The following is a 15591-nucleotide window of genomic DNA, read 5'->3' as shown; positions in this document are numbered from 1 at the left end:
CCAAGCTTGCTCCTTCACATATATTTCCTAAGTACTTCCTCATCCCAAACTTGCACTTCAATATATCTTTCTGGCCCTTTATCTCCATCTGGATTCCAGGCTTGGGGTAATCCATATTCATCAATGATTTTCACGATTTCATGAAACGTATAAATCTGCTCCCTGTATGGTTTTCCATCTTTATACCTCATGGTAGGAAACAGATCCCCATACGTAAAGCTAAGGATATCCGGGTTGAATTCACTAATTTGAATTTGGATTTCTTCCCCAGTGGTATACCATTCTTTAAGCCATTTGCACCTTCCCAATGTCATATAATGGGGATACTTCATTTTTGGCTTTCCGCCTTTTTGAATAAACAACTTGCGGGCTTTCTCTTCTAGATCAAATCGAACTTCCAGATAGTTCTCTGGCCGTTTACTAGCAAAAACGCTCCCCTTCGCTTTTATTGCTTTCATGACGGCTTTGGCCTCATCCAGTGGTAGAGACGATAAGTTCTTAAAAGGTCCATTACTGTCTTCATAATAATGAAATAAATATTGGATATCCATTCTATTGTCCTTCTTATTTGAAGTTTTCTAACTCCTTATTTCTTGAATCATAATCCCTTCGATTTCCCTAATCATTGAAATTTCTACTCGATCTGTCGTTGTGATAAATCCTAACTGCTCGTGGGCTGTCGTCAGTAACCATACTTCTTTGTTCTTAAAGAAGCATAAATCCTCTAGCAAATCAGGATGTCTCCATCGATATAGTCCCTTCGCTTTATTGATTAACAGTTCTTCCAATTCAGGCTTGCAATTGAAATAATATATGTCCGCATGGTGTCCCAATAATCGCGTTCCCGGCCATTCCTCTTGTTTCTTCACCGTATTAACGTATGGCTTTAGTTCTTCGATTAGTATTTTCGTCTTCTCCGTTAACTCCAGTTGCTCTCTTTTAACTAAAATGAACTCATCACATATTTTAAATGCCAATGATATAAGCTGCTTATAAGTGCTTCCAACGGGTTCTTCAAGGATCTGTATCATTTCAATATCTCCTATGATCTTAATAAAGTTGTTACTTGTTGCTTTAGGTCTTCAAATAAAGGTCTTTGTACTGTGCTTATTTCTTCAATTTCAATGTCTTCTATACTTTTAAATTCTAATTGTAATGATTCTTGGTTCTGGTCGTGATAAATTAAGGTTTTATTGTCCGAGGCAATTCGCCATTTGAAATCTACTTCTGCATTAAAAATGAACATTACAAATACAACTTCATTCCCGTCTGGATATTTATATTTCATGCGTGAGCCACTATAAATCGTATAAAGTTCATGTCGTCTAACCTTTAGTCCTGTTTCCTCAAACACTTCGCGGATCATAGTTTCTTCAATGGATTCACCTGCTTCCATTCCACCTCCTGGAAGCCCCCAGTCTCCATAATCTGATCTTCTTTGAAGCAATATCCTGCCTTGGTTATCTCGTATGATGGCTCCTCCAGTTACGATTATCCTCAATCTCGCTACTCCTTTCTCAGATGTTTTGTAGAAATACCGACGTAATCTCCTTTTTACATAGCTTCCTCACCTAGCATACTTTGTTTTCTTGTATCAAAAAAATAACCCAGCCATAGATAACTCATATCTTAGGCTGGGTCATTGGTTGACTATAATTCTTTTAATTATACATCTGACTTAACTCATAACCAAGCGTTATAACAACAAAACCTGGATGCGTGTAATTTCCACAGTTACTACGTTTGATTTGTTGGAAGACAGGATTTATTCTAACCCCAATAATCTTCCATTAATTTCTTAGACCATTCCGGCTGCTTCACCTCGCGGTGGGGAAGGAACTCCTTCATAACCGGTTTAATATCAATGATGGGCGTACCATCAATTGCATCTAAATGTTTTACGATCAATTTTTTATGATGATGCTCCAGCAGTTCGACTGTAGTCAAACCTAATTTATTGGGTCTGTTCTTTCCACGCTGGGCAAATATCCCCACCATGGGAAATTCCTTATTATTTCGTGGATGTCTCGCCTCATATTGAATTTTGTCATCCGCTACTTTATCGAAGTAAAAAATAATCTCCAAATGTGAAAAATCGCCTATTCCTTCAAGCGATGACCCATTTAAATCATCTACCAGCTCAATTTCAGATACAATGGAGCCCCATTGATCATCTTCAATTTCCGTTCGTGAATTACGTACATAGGCAATTGGTTTAATGATGAATTCCATAAGTTAGCCCAACCTTTTGATTTGAATTGAAATGATTATACCATGTTTTGGAATTCCATATCGACATCGTTTCAGCTTATGTACTACGGCACCGAACGGATGGTCTTTAAGATTCCAGTGTCTCGAACACGCTATATTTCTTGAAATCATTGGCAATGGGATGCGGCAGGTAGTTCCTGAGCTCAGAACTGGTTACCCACTTATAATCACTATGTTCGTCTGAGAGTTTGATTTGATCATCTGTTGTCCTGCACAGATAGGTAAGAAGCACGATCTGTCTGAGCGGGTCTGTAAAAAAAGTAGTTGCAAACAATAACTTCTCAACGTTCACTTCAATTCCGATTTCTTCTTTCACTTCACGAATCAGGGCTTCTTCCAACACTTCACCAAATTCAATTTTCCCGCCGACCGTTTCCCAGCTTCCCGCATCTACCTCTTCGGTTGATGATCTTTTTACGATCAATGCCTTGCCGTTTTTAGCTATCACGCCTTTAACTACAACGATGATTTTATTCTCCAAGCTGCCCCCACCTCGACCATTCCCTTTCTTATGCACGATTTATGCTAGATCTCTTGGCGAAATATATAGATAATACATTAAATTCAATATGAAGCAGACAAGACAACAAAATCGAATGCGTCACGTCTGTAATAGCGCCAAAGAATATCCCTCCGATAAAAGCAAACATCATATATCGAATACTCTGTGAAGATAGCTTGTAGTATTGCAAATGAGAAATCGCAAACAGCAGCGCTGATATAACTACCGGAATCGTTACGGGCAAAAACATGACTTCCATAATTTCTGCGGAATGAACGGATTGCTTCAAGATCGGAAGGATCAGCCCTCTAAAGAGAACTTCCTCAATAATCGGATAAGTAATGGCGAAATTGATTATATTGTATCTACCGATTGGATGATATCCCGAATATCGTGAGAATATATAATTTCCAACCAAAAGAATGGCAAACACAGGCATTATCGCAAATATATTTACTGGCGAGCTGTAAACATTATTTTCTGTAAAAAATGGCACTGCGATTAATATGCCGACTGCCCAAAAGTATAAACTGTACTGTCCCAGCTTGTGAGATTGAAAAGTCCTGAACAAGATCTCCATGATCTTATAAGAGAAAGATAAAATGAATGATAACCCTAACGATAAGAACATCATTAAGCTCCTTGTTAATAGAATTTCACTTCATGAAGCCTAATAAAACTCAACATAGGTTATACCTCTACCCAAAATCGATTGACGATGTTTCCATCTTCTTCAATATAATCATGATCTTGAATTCCGCCGTTCTTCATAATCGTTTTCTTGGAAGCAATATTATCGGCATCACATACGACTAACACTTTACGTATTCCCAGTTCTTTGGTTTTCTCTAACGCTAAGGATAATAATTGGGTTGCATACCCTTTACGACGTTCAGAAGGCCGAATCCCATATCCAATATGACCGCCACAATTCAGTAGCTTCTCATTTAGCTGTATTCCGAATTAGCTGTCTATATTCCCAAGCTTCCGCTTATATTTTCGTTATAAAAAGATTATACCATGTTTTGGAATCCTCCCTTCTTCAGCATGTAAAGTGACAAAACGTTTGAATAGCGGGGCGATGGACAGCTGATAATTTAGGACTCAAAGGGCTCGAATACGTTGTATTTCTCACAACCCCGAATCTATCACCGATTATCATGGATTTTAGATATCATAGTCGTATGCACAGTTTTATGCGTAGGATGCGAACGGTTCGATTCAGATAATCGTCAATTAAATAGAAGGAGATCCTAACAACAAGGAAGTGACAAAAGTTGGATGACAGGCAACTGTTTGAAACGTATAAGGAGACGGTGTATCTATTTTGCCGCTATATGGTGCAGAGCCGGGCGGATGCCGAGGACCTCTGCCAGGATGTTTTTTTCAAAGCGATGATTGCTGACCGGACAAACGTGCAGAACACGAAAGCTTGGCTGCTACGAATAGCGGCTAACGAGTGCAATACGTTCCTAAGGAGGAGACAAAACGGGTGGGCCAAGGAGCTCCGCTCCTTCATGTTGGGTATGCCGCTGCGGACCCCAACCGTCGAGGAGACTTTCGAGCATAGGGAAATGGTACATACTCTGCATCTGCAGCTGGACAAGCTGCCTAAGAAAACCAAGCTCGCCTTTGTGCTGCATTATTCCGCTGAGCTTTCGCTGCCGGAAACAGCCGAGGTGCTTAATGTGCCACTGGGCACGGTAAAATCTCGGATTAACCGTGGTCTTAAGAAAATGAGAAAAATGCTGAAAGAAGACCCATCGGGTAATTGGAAAGGAGAGGAGACGCATGCCGGAGCTAAAGGATGATTTTGTAAAAAAGCTGTCTCGCTACCCGGAGGAACAACCGGATTTCGAAGCCATGTTTCATACATTGGAGGAGCGTAAGAGGAAGTGGAAACGAGAAACAGGAGGTCAGGCTGTTCACGCGGAGATCCCATCCTCCAAGACTCGTTACAGGCCGGCGGTTCTACTGGCGAGTGTGCTGGGCATTGCTGTACTTGGCATCACCGCACAGCAGGCAGGACTGTTGAACTCACTGCCGCAGATGATAAATTTTCAAAATGCGGCCGTGGGACAAACGTTAAATGAACACACCGAACAAAGCGGTGTCAGCTTGCATTTGGATCGCGTCTTTAGCAGCCCTTCGACGTTGAAAAATGATCTTACTGATCTGGAATTCCATCTTTCTCTGGAGATTCCCGATCGTTCCGGCTACGATTATGCATTTTTTGACACCGGAACCCTGACCAATCTGGATACTGGAGAGAAAGAAGCGTACATTGCCAACCAGATCAATTTTACTCAAAGTGAAGGTAAGCTTGCCTCTTATTTCGTAGCCCAGGGCAAAGAGCCGTCCAGCATCTCGGGGCGCTATCAGCTTGAGCTTCAAGACCTGTATTTGCGGAAAACCGTCAAAATGCCTCTTAACGGGAAGCTCGATGAAATGAATGGAAGGGCTTATGATTTGAAGGGAGATCGTTTTCCTTCCGTAACGATCAAGTCCTCGGCACGTGTAGGCAATGATTGGGTCGTTCGTTATTCAATCCCTAGGAGTATGAATTCACACAAGGAATTCCTCAACGAATGGAGAAATTCGACCGAGCAGGACAATTATCAGATGGTGCTCGTGACAGGAAATAAAACAATCGAGCCTACAAACAGAGGAACCGCTTCGGGGCTGCGTTCAGAAACCTTTGATATCTCAGGTCTCGACGACCGGGAAATTGCTGAAGCAAAACTGTATTTCACCTTTCCGGAAACGGTAAGGATGGTTGAAGGTGACTGGGATCTGACGTTTACTGTTGATGAGAATCAGGCTTCCCAGCCTTTGAGCACCATTCCCCTTCAGATCGATCCAACCAACGTGAAAGGGTTTGATTTTGTACCGACAAACTTGATTTACACGCCAGCCAGCATCATTGTCCAGATTTCAGGATATTCGGCAGAGCCCGTTTCGGGTCGGTATTTGCTTGATGATGTCAAGCTGAGCGTCGGAAATGTTACCCTCAATGGATTTGTGGCAGACAATAATCGCCTGATGTTTATGCTGGACCAGCCCTATCAGGACTATTCTAATGAGCCAGTTATGCTTGAACTGGATAAAGCCCGGATTGTTCATGAAGACCTGTCACAGAATTGGACACGGCTGAAGGAACCTTCAGCCAAGGAGCAAATTGCGGAGTATAAGCTGGATGCTAATCAGGTGATTCAGTATAAATATTACCGGAAAGGCGATGGGTTAATGGTCATAACGAAGCTAAAGAATGGCAGTACTTTCAGTTTCCTAGGAACAAGTCTTAAAATTAACGGATACAAGATTCAACCTTCTGAAAATCAGTCAAGGAACTCCGGAGAAAGCAAGCGATTTGATTATTATGACAACATACCGGAAGGTGCCGAGCTTGAGATTAATCCAGGCTTGTATATCGTTGAAAACGACAGCTACTCACAAAAAATCAAACTGAAGTAATCCTTCTGGTTCAAGGATGATAGCACTAGGGACGTTCCTCATGAGAGGAGCGTCTTTGCTGTTCTCACTCACACTGCTCATCATTTACGGAAGTTCCCGATGCAGAAACGGAAATATGCGATCCTTGGTTTGCAATAAATTCACAGAACAAAGGAGCCCCAAGAGGAGCTCCTTTGTTCATGACTTAAGTATCATCATATATCAGGTGTTACGTCATTTCATTGCTCAATCCTAAAGCCGGAGAAAACGCCTTTGGAGTTGAAGTAACCTGTTACAGTTGGAGAGCCCTTCTTGGTAAAGATGACGGCATCATGAAAAGCAGATGGGGCTCCGCTATTTTCCTCACGCGCTGCTTGGTACCCCGATAAATCCAGATTCATGATCTCCTTGGCCTGCTTTACGGCTGCTATTTTTAACTTGTCCAGGCTAAATGAATTTACCTTCTCGCGAATGGCCTGCGTTTCTTTCTCAGGATTTTCCACGCTTACTTCGGACAGCTCTTTAACCAGAGATAAAGCTTGCAATTTGATCCCGAGCAGTCGATTGGTTGATTCTTCAATTTCAAGCTCAATATTCCCTTTATTCGTCTTGTACTCTAACGCATACACTTTTTTCTTGTTCAGCTCGATCACGAAGCTTGCTCTCGGGTTATCTTTACCTTGTTTCGCTCCAACTCGGGAAAGTGCTTGGGCTGCCGCTTTTTGGATCGGAGCTGGGACCTCTTTCAACGCCCCTCCGCCACGAGCCGCCTTCCCATCCACAAGGTTAACAAAATCATTATTACTGTAAGCGATGATATCCGTAGAGCCGCCTTCTTCCAGATAATGAACATTCAGTCGTGTATAACCATCTGCAGATTTATTAAAGATCTGTTTCCAGGCGGCATTCAGCTTGGATTTTGTGGAATCATTCAGTTCTACGAGCTTCGGATTCACATAGAGCTTCACTACTTTGCCGTCAGGCTTTACCAAGACCTCGCCGGCCAAAGTACTCTTCTTCTCCCAGGAGAAGCTGATCACTTCACCACCATAGTCGACGGTTTCCGCCTTACTGAAAGAAACAGGGGTCATAATGAACTCCTTTAGCTTCGCCTGCGCGGCATCAACCAGCTTCTGATCCGATGTCAGCTGGTTAACTTTGTTCGAACTGACCGCATTCCCAGCCTGTTCGACTTTACCGCCCTTCCCCGCCTGAATCGCTCCTACTGCTCCTACACCGGCTAGAACTGCAGCCAAGGCTGCCGTGCTTACTACTTTGTAAATTTTGTTCATACCTATCTTCCTCCAAAAAAACATTTATTCGTGTCTAATCCCGAAATATGGGCGACACAATAATATTGACTAATAACAAGGAGGAAGAGTTCCCTATTTTAATCCTCCCTCCAATTCCTTGACCGCCTTTGCTCATTCATCATAGCCTTCACGTTCCTCCTTATGCTCTTAAATTCAGATTCATCCAGGATCTTTGCCAACGCCTTGAACGAATTTAAATCTGTGGTTAAGTTAGTATAGGTTTTAAATTGATAATTCCCTTATCTACCGATGTTTCGATATATCCGACGATTTGGTCAAACGTAAATACATGGAGCTTTTCATCTAAATCGTCCTGATCATACTCCATATCGCCCAATGCGGAAGAAATAAATAGTTTAACCTCACTTGCCTTAACTTCCTGCAAATCCATGATGGTCGGTTGTATGCTAAGCCAATTTCTTAACTCATCCATGACACCATAGTATTCCAGTAACTTTCCATTTAGTAATCGGAAGTCATGATGGTATCGCTTGTACAACCCTTCATCTGCTTCCATTCTATTTTTCAGCCAAGCTAGATTAAACCCTTGCAGCCAAATATCATCGGCGATTAAATGTGCAAAATACCCCAATACATAATGACTGTCTTTATACGAGCTATACTTATGTAGGAAACCATGATAATCGATATATCGTGTATAATTTTGAACTTCGCCTTTGAAGAAGTGGGATATGTCTTTGGTAGGGACAGCGTCAGGAGCTATGCCACCTATTAAAAAGGACGACTTATCCTTAATTGCTAGACTATCTGCAATTTTATTAGCAATAATCAAATGCATAATTCTTGAGCCCATGCATCCACCACCATGTATTTTTTGTTGGAGCTTAGTTACGGAAATAACTAGGCTCTTAAGTTAAATCTTTATATAGAAACTCTCTGTATTTCTTAAAACCTTGCTTATGATAGAACCTTCCAGCAGTTTCGTTGTTGACCCAGTAATCAAGCTCAATTTTGGGGATTCCGTGTTCAAGCGCAAATTCGCATACTTTATCCATCAGAAGCGTACCTAATCCCTTACTCTGAGATTCTTTAATTATGCTTAATTGGTGCACATAAATAGATTTGAATGATTTCTTAAAAGCACTCTCATGGTACTGTTTTATTTCAAACCAAATGTACCCTAATGCTTGACCACTCTCATGAAGAAGATAAAAGTAATGATTCGACGTGTTATCTGCCATCAATTTTTGAAAAAATTGATTAATTTCTTGGTAATTGTATGCTTTAAAATACTCAGGAAATAAAGAGTAATGTAGATCATGAACGGCTTTATTCAGACGAGCGATCGTACTAGAATCTGTAGACCGAACCACTTCCATGTTGAGTTCCTCCATCTTTACCTCAGTAACATGCGCAAATATTTTTTGTTATAGGAACCGGATTCCTCCACTACTCCCCTGCCCCTAATGGCTTCATAAGTAATCAAAGCTCTCCATACGAGCGATACATAATCGTACTCTCCTCCAACTCTTACTTTTCAATCAGTTCTTTAATAAACTCCGATACGCTGGAGAATTCATAGTCCGGCTTTATTAATAACTCGCTGCCATGAGAATTGTCGAGCCAATTCACTCCTACAGTCTTCACCTTGGCCCTAACTCCTGCTTCAATATCTGCCTGACTATCTCCGACAAATAACGTTTCTTGAGGCGAGCATCCCAATAGCTTCATAGCCTTGATAATCCCTTCCGGATGAGGCTTGGGATCAACAACATCGTCACCGGTTATCGATACTTGGAACAGATCATCTGGAAATAGATGCTTTACGGATATTTCATAGCTTCTTCTTGCCTTTCCGGTTACGATTCCGGTCAACATCCCTTTGTGGTGAATGAGATTTATCAATTCGAGGATTTCTTGGTTACCGGATACGAATCTGCTATGTTCTCTTTCGTAGTGCAAATAGTAATCAGCAACCGCTTCATGAACCCGATCTTTACAGCGTAAATTCTGTTGAATGATACCAACTTCGGATGGTCCGAACATGGCAACAATATCTTGATCCGATAATGTTCGTTGATCATAGGTAGTAAAGACCTTTTGAAACGAATAAAAACAAACAGGCAGCGTATCTGCCAATGTTCCGTCAAAGTCGAACAAAATCGCTTTATATTTCAAAGTGGTCACCTCAATTAAATCTATATTTTAGATCCGTTATTAGTCTTAAGGTTTTTTCTCTTGTTATTTACGACTCCAAATGGAACATGAACCGAAGGGAATTTTCTGGCTACTCCCTCGATATGACCTACTTGATCGTCAAAGAATATATGTGGCATAAAAACATTCAACACCCTTATTTTTTCGACTCCTCCAAGAAAAAACGCTTCATCCACTCGAATATCAAGCTTTCTAAGTGTAGTAATCATTCTTTCATGGGCAGGCGCATTCCTTGCAGTAACAATAGCTATTCTAATTCTAGGTTTATAGGTGGGATCATTTTGGTTCTTATGTATCTCTCGTTGCTGAAGTTTGGAGATTTCTGTGAAGAATCTTAATAGCGGCCCCGCAGGCAAAGGCTCACTAGCCATCTCCTTCTCATGTGAATGAAATTTATCTAAAGCACCACTTTGAAATATAGACTCAGCCGAGTCATCAGCAATGATACCATCGAAATCAAATGCTAATCGTATTTCATTATCCTGTTCATCATCGACATAGTCCGAAGGATAGATACATCCTGCAGGGTACCCATGTTCAACAGCTTCTTTAACGTCATCTGGATTACCGGATAGAAAAAGGGTTGCATTAAAGGCTGCCATATATTTAAAGGGATTGCTTCCTGCCACAAAAACAGCTCTACTAATGGTTAATCCATAACGTTCGATAGACTTGAAAACGCGCAAACCCGTATCAGGATCATTTCGAGAAAGAAGGATAACTTCAACGATTTGATCTTGAGGAGTATTTATGCTTAATAGCCTTTTTATTAGCGGATATGCAACACCAGGCATTAGTATTTCATTCTCATGTTCTCTTTGGTACGCTCGATAGGCTTCCTCTCCTTCTTCGCTAAATACACGATGGGACTCTGTTAAATCAAACAATGCACTTGAAGCCACCGCAATTACAAATTTACTCTCAATATCAAATGGCATAGTTCTTTCGCCCTTTCTGCTTCCTGCTGTAATACTAAATTTTTTTAATTTTATAATCGCTTGCTTGTGAAATGATAACTGGTCACCTACTTCATGGGCTTAATCCCAAGATTCCATTGCTCTATGATTCTCTCGATCTCGAGCAAATCTCTGACCATTCCATCACATCCAACCGGCTCTGTATAAAAAGCATCTTCCTTCCAGATCCCTTTCATTCCCGCGTTCTTGCTCGCAGCAATGTCATTCGCAGGATGATCTCCTACATAAACGCAGGCTTGAGGTTGTACCCCCATCCGTTCAGCTGCCCTAAGAAATATGGCTGGATCAGGTTTTCGAATGCCCTCGATTTCGGAAATCAGAATCACTTCAAAATACTTCTGAATTCCTAGAGCCTCAATATTACTTGACTGGAAGTCCCCAACTCCATTCGTAATGATTCCTAGCTTAAAGCCATGGTTTTTAAGTCTTTCCAAAACCTCGTGCGTATTCGGAAAGGGGACAGCATGTTTACTGAATCCACTCGTATAATCAGCTAATAGTTCATTCCAATCCAGCGGCAGCTCAAACTCCTTGATCAACTCCTGGTAGACTCGATCCTTCCACACATAGCCGCGATGATCTAATTCAATAAATCGGTTTGTATATCGCTCCATCCCTATACTTTTAGCGTTATGTATAATCCTCGCATATTGATCAACAACAAAGTGATATAGAGAAGTGCTGCGGTCTAGCAATGTCCCATCAAGATCAAAAATAACAGCTCGAATCATAGGATATACCGCCTTTCATAACGATGACCTAAGGACCTCTACGTTACCGAATTACATGCTCTTGATGTCTTCCTTTATTCTGTACTTTTCGGTTTTATTCGCTCGATAAAATAAACTAACGGTGGACACAGAAAACGTGTGGTTATTTTCAAAGTCAAGAAGGATATCCTTTCTCATCTCTTCAATGGTAGCTTCGGATAACCTTGATTTTCGTGCTACCGTAATATGAGGCTTATAAAGCTCTAGTTCAAAACATTTCTTAATACTTTCCTCGTTTGGCTTAAACACCGACACAAGTTGTTTATGCAGCTCAATCAGCTCATCTGACTGAACATCCAGATACAATACATCTTTATCTCCAAAATATCTCGGCCCACCAACAGTAATCTGTAAGTCCCGAAATCCTGAAATGACCTTCCGGCATGCCGGAAACCAGTTCATATCCTCTGTTAATCCACACGAAGCTTTGACGGTGATATGAGGGTCCGATCCATCGAGATATTTATATTTTTCTCTTACGTTCATGACCTTCTCATAAATATCCCCTTCGGGAACAATGCCAAAAAAGAATTCCATTTGTCACGGCCTCCTTCGCTATGCAGTTTCTTTCAGCGGTCTTCAAATGTACTTTCCCAGAACGGTCCTTCTTCTTTATTAAAATATCTCTGAATAACCTCTCTTACGGGGTATGGCTGCAGATTATGCTGCTCCATGTCATTCATTCGAATCCAGTAAAACTCCAAATGGTTCTCTTGGGATTCAGGGTTTATTGAATGATCGATATGTGGCAACTCGACTCGAAATAAATGATTGAGTTCCTGATGGTAGGTCGTGGGAAGCTCAAAATCAGCTTCAACACATCCTATATATTCCCCCACGATACTCTCTTGTCCAAACTCCTCTTTAATCTCCCTGGATAACGTGGTTCTCATGCCTTCCTTAAACTCTACGTGACCGCCTGGAAGAAATGTGTTGTCCATGCCCTTACAGTGCGCGACTAATAGGTTACCATCCGAGAGAATAACCCCTCTGGCGAGCACATGATATTTTTGATTGTTGATATCCCTATATTTCATAAAAAATCATCCTTATCAATTGGTTTGAGCCTCATTATTTCACCAGTTTAGCCCACATTCCTGTTTAGCCCACATTCCTGCGTTCTTACAGGACTTATTTAGCTCTGAGGTGTTCTTTACATTTCTTAGGTTCTCTGTAATCTATAGAAATGACCCAGCCACAGATCGCTATTAATCCTAGGCTGGGTCGTTGGTTGTTTATAGCTTACTTCCTGAAGTATACATCTAAATGTCAAAAGACGGTAGATTCATAGGAAAGGACTCCTCCATCTAGGCATCTATGATTCTTGTTACAAGTCGGAAACATTTTAGATATTATTTCGACATGTTTCTCCTATATACTCTATGTGTAATGGGATCAGGAGGGATACAGCATATGAAAAATAGCAAATTAACGTCGTTCATGCCGAAAATCGTCATCGGTTCCTTGGTCGCAAGCTTGGCTTTAACCTGCATGCCTTTTCCAAAGGGAGCTGATCAAGCGATTGCCGCTGCATCGCGCTCGTCGCAGAGCTTCGCGAAATTTATGCAGATGAACGCTCCGAGCCGGACCGTGAAAACCATAGGCGGAATTCAAACGGTCACGAACCTTTCCAGCACGGTTGTACTGGTAAACAAGCAGAGAAATCTACCTTCCACTTATGTTCCGAAGGATCTGGTCGTTCCCAATGTTCCGTTCAGCTTCTCTGGGCCAAGCCCTAAGAAGCAGTTGAGAAAAATCGCGGCCAATGCCTTGGAGGATTTATTCGCTGCTGCTAAAAAGGACGGCATTGAGCTCAAAGCTGTCTCCGGCTACCGTTCGTACGCCACGCAAAAATCGATCTTTGAACGCAACGCCAGCATCAAAGGCGAAGCCGTAGCGAACAAGACCAGCGCGCGCCCGGGACAGAGCGAGCATCAGACCGGTCTAAGCATGGACATCTCCAGCGCCTCGGTTGGATATGCACTGGAGCAAAGCTTCGGCAGCACGAAGGAAGGCAAGTGGCTGAAAGCCAACGCCCATAAATACGGCTTCATTATTCGTTATGGCAAGGGTAAGGAAAAGCTTACCGGTTATTCGTACGAGCCTTGGCATGTTCGGTATGTCGGCGTTTATATTGCGGGAGAGATCACGAGACAGAACTTGACGCTTGAGCAATACTTGCAGAAATCCATCTGACTTTAAGAACGGGCAGCCCTGCTGCCCGTTTCGTGTTAAGCGCCTCTTAGACATGAACATCATCTAACTCATCAGGACAAATAATAATGTATTATTCCATTTCATATTGATCATAGTTCAATTCCGATAGCGTAGTATGGAAGCTTTCCCTTTCTGCATCGAAAATTTCTTTCTCGATGATTTGAAAAATCACAAAAGCAGCCCATCCTCTAATGAGGAGTGAGCTGCTTTTCGTTGACCATGAATCCTACATCCTAAATTACACGGTTCCATAATGCTGATGCATATTGCCAACCAAATCGAGAGATCCCTTTTGCAGGAATTACTGTCTTATGATGAGGATGTCTCTAGGCGGTCTGCCTGTGCTTTGAATTTGAGAAATTTCAGCATCCGTAAGATTTCGTCCTACCAAAATGAGCGAAGATGTTACATTATCAAAATTGCCTAAGTTCGCTACATTTTGGCTTCCCCGGAATACACGGAATGATCCCTGAAAGTTAATTCTCGAAAATAGTACAAGGGTTACTTGAGAGCTTTCCACTACATTTCTAAGCCGAAAACTCGAAAGGATGTTGTCAAATCGAAATGCTCCAAGATCGCGAATTGCAACACCTCCGCGTCTGAAGAGAATCCTACGAACAGAAAAATTAGGGCCAGACCAAAGAGCAAGACGTAAATCGCTGTTTGCCATCTATACCACTCCTTTTCTTGGGAATGATATAGTATATTACCAAGTTGAGAGAATGGTATAAGGCAAAAATATCAGTTTAAAAGTTTGTTTTTTCGTATAAACATAGATTTCGTTATCCTTAAATCCTCTCAAGTCTATTTACAAGATTCATAGTCATCGATTTAACTATTTAAGGAAATCCGGACAATACAACAACAGGAACCTTTCTCACCCAACTTCTGATATCCCAAGTTGTTATGGGTAACTCCTTACATGTGCTGCTTTCCGCTGCACGATACGAGGTGAACTTATCAAAACGATATAGTAACCTCAACTTTGACGAGGACTGGTTCCATGAACAGCTTGCTGGTTATGCGGCTGCATAAGCTATTTCCCGATTTACGCTAAAAGACCTCCCAGCTCTAGGCATACGCCCGTTCCAGCTGAGAGGCCTATTATTTTTTTATCATGGACTTTCCTTATTCCAAAGTCTCTTCCTTCTCAAGTGCTTGGCAGCCTTCGCATAATCCATAAACCTCAAAGCGATGCCGCAAGACTTTGTAATTCCCGGGTAATACAAAACCGTGGTCCATTGGACAGTAATCAAAGGGAAGTGTTTTTTCGCAGTTAACGCAAATCAAATGATGATGGTGGTGGGTCGTGCAGTTCTCTTTGAACTTTAAACCCCCGTCCATAAAATAGAAATGCTCCAAAACCCCCATCTCACTTAACATGCGAAGATTACGATAAACCGTATCCAGACTCATGCTCGGGTAATAGACGGACATTTGATCATATACATCTTTGGGTGATAAATAACCGTCGTGGTCAGCGAAGATCTGAGCTAACGTCCTTCTTTGTTCCGTTACTCTCCATCCATTTCGCGCCATCGTATTCAGCATGTCTTTCACTTTGGCTTGGCTGTTCTCCTTCATTACCATACGTTCCCTTCCTGAGTATACAAAACATCCTGCATAATACCGTCTCCATGTTTTGAAAAAGATTTATTCTTGTATTTTATCAAGAATGAAGGGAAATGTCATATATGGCTACTATCATGAAATGAATGGATGTCAAACAATGAGTACGTTAGCCCTCGCCCTCTATCTTTACTCAAACGTGCACCTTACCAGTTGGACTTCTTGATACCTGGAATTTGTCCTTTGTGGGCTAGCTCGCGAAACACGATCCGCGACACGCCAAACTTGCTAATGTAGCCTCGGCGTCTGCCGGTCACCGCGGAGCGATTGTGAAGTCTTGT

19 protein-coding genes and 2 pseudogenes are annotated in these 15591 nt (G+C 41.7%); 3 read left to right on the top strand and 18 right to left on the bottom strand.

From position 1 onward, the window contains the following. Positions 1 to 14 precede the first annotated feature (14 nt). From MKX76_RS02035 to MKX76_RS02010, 7 genes and pseudogenes are all read right to left on the bottom strand, one after another. Positions 15 to 551: a hypothetical protein gene (locus MKX76_RS02035; RefSeq protein WP_007127897.1), complete on the bottom strand. Its 537-nt coding sequence runs from the start codon at positions 549 to 551 to the stop codon at positions 15 to 17. A gap of 27 nt (positions 552 to 578) precedes the next feature. Continuing rightward, entirely contained in the window at positions 579 to 1031 is a 453-nt protein-coding gene (locus tag MKX76_RS02030; protein ID WP_007127896.1) for a hypothetical protein, read from the bottom strand. An 11-nt stretch (positions 1032 to 1042) separates the two neighbouring features. Further along, positions 1043 to 1501, bottom strand: a complete 459-nt coding sequence (locus tag MKX76_RS02025) for an NUDIX domain-containing protein (protein WP_007127895.1) — start codon at positions 1499 to 1501, stop codon at positions 1043 to 1045. A gap of 269 nt (positions 1502 to 1770) precedes the next feature. After that, complete coding sequence (tsaA, locus tag MKX76_RS02020; RefSeq protein ID WP_007127894.1) at positions 1771 to 2232, bottom strand: tRNA (N6-threonylcarbamoyladenosine(37)-N6)-methyltransferase TrmO; 462 nt, start codon at positions 2230 to 2232, stop codon at positions 1771 to 1773. Positions 2233 to 2338: 106 nt separating this feature from the next. Further along, positions 2339 to 2752, bottom strand: a complete 414-nt coding sequence (locus MKX76_RS02015; protein ID WP_007127893.1) for an NUDIX hydrolase — start codon at positions 2750 to 2752, stop codon at positions 2339 to 2341. 28 nt (positions 2753 to 2780) lie between these two features. Next, the gene (locus MKX76_RS29725) at positions 2781 to 3212 is read right to left on the bottom strand and encodes a CPBP family intramembrane glutamic endopeptidase (RefSeq protein ID WP_245255979.1); all 432 of its coding nucleotides are present in this window, start codon (positions 3210 to 3212) and stop codon (positions 2781 to 2783) included. A 251-nt stretch (positions 3213 to 3463) separates the two neighbouring features. Continuing rightward, positions 3464 to 3724: pseudogene (locus MKX76_RS02010) on the bottom strand (GNAT family N-acetyltransferase); the annotation flags it as partial. Positions 3725 to 4050: 326 nt separating this feature from the next. Here MKX76_RS02010 and MKX76_RS02005 point away from each other — a divergent pair. Together MKX76_RS02005 and MKX76_RS02000 are read left to right on the top strand one after the other, a co-directional pair. Beyond that, positions 4051 to 4584, top strand: a complete 534-nt coding sequence (locus MKX76_RS02005) for an RNA polymerase sigma factor (protein WP_007127891.1) — start codon at positions 4051 to 4053, stop codon at positions 4582 to 4584. Then, positions 4565 to 6247 (top strand): hypothetical protein, encoded by a 1683-nt coding sequence (locus MKX76_RS02000; RefSeq protein WP_144879713.1) that lies wholly within the window; start codon positions 4565 to 4567, stop codon positions 6245 to 6247. Before MKX76_RS02005 ends, MKX76_RS02000 begins: the two co-directional genes overlap by 20 nt. 218 nt (positions 6248 to 6465) lie before the next feature. On the opposite strand, the gene MKX76_RS01995 is transcribed toward MKX76_RS02000, so the two are convergent. The 8 genes from MKX76_RS01995 to MKX76_RS01960 all read right to left on the bottom strand — a co-directional run bounded on the left by MKX76_RS01995 (position 6466) and on the right by MKX76_RS01960 (position 12501). Then, the gene (locus MKX76_RS01995) at positions 6466 to 7518 is read right to left on the bottom strand and encodes a hypothetical protein (RefSeq protein WP_341032864.1); all 1053 of its coding nucleotides are present in this window, start codon (positions 7516 to 7518) and stop codon (positions 6466 to 6468) included. A gap of 226 nt (positions 7519 to 7744) precedes the next feature. Continuing rightward, positions 7745 to 8353, bottom strand: a complete 609-nt coding sequence (locus MKX76_RS01990) for a hydrolase (protein ID WP_341032863.1) — start codon at positions 8351 to 8353, stop codon at positions 7745 to 7747. Between the two features lie 55 nt (positions 8354 to 8408). After that, complete coding sequence (locus MKX76_RS01985) at positions 8409 to 8879, bottom strand: GNAT family N-acetyltransferase (RefSeq protein WP_341032861.1); 471 nt, start codon at positions 8877 to 8879, stop codon at positions 8409 to 8411. Positions 8880 to 9030: 151 nt separating this feature from the next. Continuing rightward, positions 9031 to 9687, bottom strand: a complete 657-nt coding sequence (locus tag MKX76_RS01980; RefSeq protein ID WP_341032860.1) for an HAD family hydrolase — start codon at positions 9685 to 9687, stop codon at positions 9031 to 9033. An 11-nt stretch (positions 9688 to 9698) separates the two neighbouring features. Continuing rightward, on the bottom strand, positions 9699 to 10655 hold the full coding sequence (locus tag MKX76_RS01975; RefSeq protein ID WP_341032859.1) for a 5'-nucleotidase: 957 nt from the start codon (positions 10653 to 10655) through the stop codon (positions 9699 to 9701). An 86-nt stretch (positions 10656 to 10741) separates the two neighbouring features. Continuing rightward, positions 10742 to 11425, bottom strand: coding sequence for an HAD family hydrolase (locus tag MKX76_RS01970; protein WP_341032858.1), 684 nt, complete (start codon positions 11423 to 11425; stop codon positions 10742 to 10744). 51 nt (positions 11426 to 11476) lie between these two features. Then, on the bottom strand, positions 11477 to 12001 hold the full coding sequence (locus MKX76_RS01965) for a 2'-5' RNA ligase family protein (RefSeq protein ID WP_007127881.1): 525 nt from the start codon (positions 11999 to 12001) through the stop codon (positions 11477 to 11479). 32 nt (positions 12002 to 12033) lie between these two features. Beyond that, positions 12034 to 12501 carry an NUDIX domain-containing protein gene (locus tag MKX76_RS01960; protein WP_007127880.1) on the bottom strand — a complete coding sequence of 156 codons (468 nt, stop codon included), beginning with the start codon at positions 12499 to 12501 and terminating at the stop codon, positions 12034 to 12036. Positions 12502 to 12877: 376 nt separating this feature from the next. Here MKX76_RS01960 and MKX76_RS01955 point away from each other — a divergent pair, with 376 nt between their 5' ends. Beyond that, positions 12878 to 13660 (top strand): M15 family metallopeptidase, encoded by a 783-nt coding sequence (locus MKX76_RS01955; protein ID WP_007127879.1) that lies wholly within the window; start codon positions 12878 to 12880, stop codon positions 13658 to 13660. A gap of 322 nt (positions 13661 to 13982) precedes the next feature. Here the strand turns inward: MKX76_RS01955 and MKX76_RS29720 are convergent, their stop codons facing one another. The 3 genes and pseudogenes from MKX76_RS29720 to MKX76_RS01945 all read right to left on the bottom strand — a co-directional run. Continuing rightward, positions 13983 to 14351 (bottom strand): hypothetical protein, encoded by a 369-nt coding sequence (locus tag MKX76_RS29720; protein ID WP_007127878.1) that lies wholly within the window; start codon positions 14349 to 14351, stop codon positions 13983 to 13985. A 458-nt stretch (positions 14352 to 14809) separates the two neighbouring features. Then, positions 14810 to 15271: a Fur family transcriptional regulator gene (locus MKX76_RS01950; RefSeq protein ID WP_028404689.1), complete on the bottom strand. Its 462-nt coding sequence runs from the start codon at positions 15269 to 15271 to the stop codon at positions 14810 to 14812. A gap of 185 nt (positions 15272 to 15456) precedes the next feature. Then, positions 15457 to 15591: pseudogene (locus MKX76_RS01945) on the bottom strand (30S ribosomal protein S14); the annotation flags it as partial.

The sequence above is a fragment of the Paenibacillus sp. FSL R5-0810 genome, assembly GCF_038002285.1.
Classification (GTDB): domain Bacteria; phylum Bacillota; class Bacilli; order Paenibacillales; family Paenibacillaceae; genus Paenibacillus_AQ; species Paenibacillus_AQ lactis.
Note: the sequence above shows the minus strand (reverse complement) of the source record. Positions and strands in the feature narration are given on the sequence as shown.

What these genes read in the sequence shown, in the direction of transcription:
- MKX76_RS02035 (WP_007127897.1), bottom strand. Translation starts at nt 551, where the DNA reads ATGGATATCCAATATTTATTTCATTATTATGAAGACAGTAATGGACCT.
- MKX76_RS02030 (WP_007127896.1), bottom strand. Translation starts at nt 1,031, where the DNA reads ATGATACAGATCCTTGAAGAACCCGTTGGAAGCACTTATAAGCAGCTT.
- tsaA (WP_007127894.1), bottom strand. Translation starts at nt 2,232, where the DNA reads ATGGAATTCATCATTAAACCAATTGCCTATGTACGTAATTCACGAACG.
- MKX76_RS29725 (WP_245255979.1), bottom strand. Translation starts at nt 3,212, where the DNA reads ATGCCTGTGTTTGCCATTCTTTTGGTTGGAAATTATATATTCTCACGA.
- MKX76_RS02000 (WP_144879713.1), top strand. Translation starts at nt 4,565, where the DNA reads ATGCCGGAGCTAAAGGATGATTTTGTAAAAAAGCTGTCTCGCTACCCG.
- MKX76_RS01995 (WP_341032864.1), bottom strand. Translation starts at nt 7,518, where the DNA reads ATGAACAAAATTTACAAAGTAGTAAGCACGGCAGCCTTGGCTGCAGTT.
- MKX76_RS01990 (WP_341032863.1), bottom strand. Translation starts at nt 8,353, where the DNA reads ATGGGCTCAAGAATTATGCATTTGATTATTGCTAATAAAATTGCAGAT.
- MKX76_RS01985 (WP_341032861.1), bottom strand. Translation starts at nt 8,879, where the DNA reads ATGGAAGTGGTTCGGTCTACAGATTCTAGTACGATCGCTCGTCTGAAT.
- MKX76_RS01975 (WP_341032859.1), bottom strand. Translation starts at nt 10,655, where the DNA reads ATGCCATTTGATATTGAGAGTAAATTTGTAATTGCGGTGGCTTCAAGT.
- MKX76_RS01970 (WP_341032858.1), bottom strand. Translation starts at nt 11,425, where the DNA reads ATGATTCGAGCTGTTATTTTTGATCTTGATGGGACATTGCTAGACCGC.
- MKX76_RS01965 (WP_007127881.1), bottom strand. Translation starts at nt 12,001, where the DNA reads ATGGAATTCTTTTTTGGCATTGTTCCCGAAGGGGATATTTATGAGAAG.
- MKX76_RS01960 (WP_007127880.1), bottom strand. Translation starts at nt 12,501, where the DNA reads ATGAAATATAGGGATATCAACAATCAAAAATATCATGTGCTCGCCAGA.
- MKX76_RS01955 (WP_007127879.1), top strand. Translation starts at nt 12,878, where the DNA reads ATGAAAAATAGCAAATTAACGTCGTTCATGCCGAAAATCGTCATCGGT.
- MKX76_RS29720 (WP_007127878.1), bottom strand. Translation starts at nt 14,351, where the DNA reads ATGGCAAACAGCGATTTACGTCTTGCTCTTTGGTCTGGCCCTAATTTT.
- MKX76_RS01950 (WP_028404689.1), bottom strand. Translation starts at nt 15,271, where the DNA reads ATGGTAATGAAGGAGAACAGCCAAGCCAAAGTGAAAGACATGCTGAAT.